Origin of the sequence: Bartonella sp. CL100XZDX, from assembly GCF_042195375.1 — a bacterium.
In the GTDB taxonomy this organism is placed as follows: Bacteria; Pseudomonadota; Alphaproteobacteria; order Rhizobiales; family Rhizobiaceae; genus Bartonella.
Genome location: NZ_JBHIOH010000085.1, coordinates 1 through 2,512, shown reverse-complemented (window position 1 = coordinate 2,512; position 2,512 = coordinate 1). Strand labels below are relative to the sequence as shown.

Sequence of the window (2,512 nt, the reverse complement as noted above, 5' to 3'; positions counted from 1 at the left end):
GTTTTTTATATTTTATAAACCTGATCCTTCTTATTTTTCAATTGCACTATAAAAAATACGTGGTGCACTATTCCAAACCCATTTTTTAACATCAGGTGTCATCGCTATCGTGTGATACGTCTGATAGATAAAAGCATAAGGTCCTTTCTGCATAAATTCACGTTGCAAATCAGCATACATTTGCGCCCGTTTTTTTGGATCTTTTTGAAACAACGCATCTTGAACCTTTTGATTCATAGTTTCATCCAAATACCCATGGCACCAACTCGCATAGCCTGTATTTTTAGCCTCAAACCGATTATCAGGATTGTAAATAAGACGTGAAGCCATTGTATGGGGATCCGCAGAATCATTATTCCATCCGAAAAAAATCGTATCAAAAGTACGTGCAGATAGTTTTGAAAATAACTGCGTGCCTACGAAACGTTCAATTTTAAAACGCACCCCCACCTTTTTTGCATTGTCTTGGAGGGACTGAGCAATAGGCAAAGCAAAAGGATAAGGAGAGGCACCGGCAAAAATACTGGCCTCAAAGCCATCTGGGTAACCGGCTTCCGTTAAAAGTTGCTTTGCTTTTGGGAGATCAAGTTTAAAGGGTTGTCCTTCTTTTTCATCCAAAGCCCCAAGATTACCAAGAGGAATAAAACTTGCACGTGGAATACCAACATCTTTGAGAAGAGTCTTACCGAGTCCTTCATAGTCAATAAGATAGCGCATCGCTAAACGTACTTTTTCATTGGCAAAAATTGGATTTGTCACATTGAACCCCCATATGATCACGGATGGCTCTAACACTCTTTCAACTTTAATATCCGTTGTTGCTTGGAGATCTGCCAAATCCTCTGGCATCAGATTACGTGCAACATCGATATCGTGTTTTTGCAACAATAAACGTTGTGTTCCAGGTTCCGCAACATGGCGAATTAAAATCTTCTTCAATTTAGGCGCCTCCCCCCAATAATTGGAGCTTGCACGCAACAAAATCCCTTCTCCAGGACGCCAACTCTCTAGCTGATAAGGACCAACACAAGCAGAATGACTTGCCAAATACCGGTTTCCCATATCACCATTTTTTTCGTGTTTCATGAGTGTCTCACGATCAAGCAAAGCAAGAGTACGACTAGTGGCAAAATGGCTAAGAATAAGCTCTGCTGGATAAGGTTTATCAAATTTCATCACCACCGATTTGCCATCCGGTGCTTGAAAAGCCTCATCAACGTTTTGTTCTGTAATCCCATATTCATTAAATGTCGCCGCAGTAGCCATCTTCAATTGAACAACCCGCTTCATGCTCCAAATCAGATCATTAGCGTTCGCATGACGACCATCGTTGAACTTCAAACCATCACGCAAATGAAAAGTAATCACAGTACTCTGATCATCACTTGAAACATCCCAACTCTTTGCTAACGAAGGAACCATTTTAGCAGCATCATCTGTAGCAGAAACGACTAAATTATCACAAACATTGACAAGAACTTCATTACCATAACGATCATTGATTTGTGCGGGATCAAATGTACTTATTGTATCAAGATTCCAAGCCATCACAAGCGTATCAGCAGGTGTTTTCGCTGAAACTTGTTGCACAAACATCCCCATTGCAAGAACAGCAGAAACAAAAGAACTGCCCTTTTTCAATATTTTTCTTTTCACGTTCATAGAATTTTCCTTTTAAGATTTAAAGTTATTGTATAACTTCCCCATCTGACAACATGCAAAAATGATAAGATCATGCTTAGAAAACACGCCTCCTAGAGGTAAAACATCAAAACTTCCAAGAGCAGCAACCACTTTTCAAAAGCTCACCCTCCCCGAACACGTATAGGACAAATGAACATATGCAACGCAAAACGATCTGATTAAAATAAAGCTATCACGCACCATAGCACGCGACATCACGGCACTTACAATTCAGAGCATATCAGGCCAAAATTCTTCTTTGCTTCATCAAAAAGATTTCTTCTTCAAGTTTCTTCTTGCTATTTTCTAAAAAGTATCATCAAAGCGCTACTCTAATTGCTTCAAAAACCTCAAGACAATTTAATATTTCGATGATTCTGAATAAATTTTTTAGTAACCACTTTCACCCTTTTTCAGAAGAAAATTCGAACTTTATTATAACTCCGTATCAAATAACAGCTTCGAACCTATAGATTATCATATTTTAAGTCATAAGGAGTGTACTGAGGTATAAGAAGAGTAGCGTGATGTTTCCCCACGTATCTGCATAAAATAGTTTTTTCACTAAAACATTTTAAAGTCCCCCATTTTTTCAGAAACACTAAATTTTGCTTTATTCGTTACACCTGTCTTTTGCAACAAACAAATTTATTACTTTTTTATACACATAAATTGAAATATAAAATATTAATATCTATACACGTAGAATTTATCGAGATAAATAACCTTTCTTCCCAATAGAATGTTTTGAAATAAAATTCTCTACACAACATAGAAATCCATTCCCGATAAAATTCAACGTATTGCAAAGTGTTAAAGAGCTTTGCAA

The 2,512-nt window shown here is 37.4% G+C and carries 1 protein-coding gene; it reads right to left on the bottom strand.

Translation table 11 applies throughout. The annotated features are described in order from the left end of the window. Nucleotides 1–30 precede the first annotated feature (30 nt). Entirely contained in the window at nucleotides 31–1,662 is a 1,632-nt protein-coding gene (locus ACFILU_RS09435; protein WP_375675714.1) for an ABC transporter substrate-binding protein, read from the bottom strand. Nucleotides 1,663–2,512 lie beyond the last annotated feature (850 nt).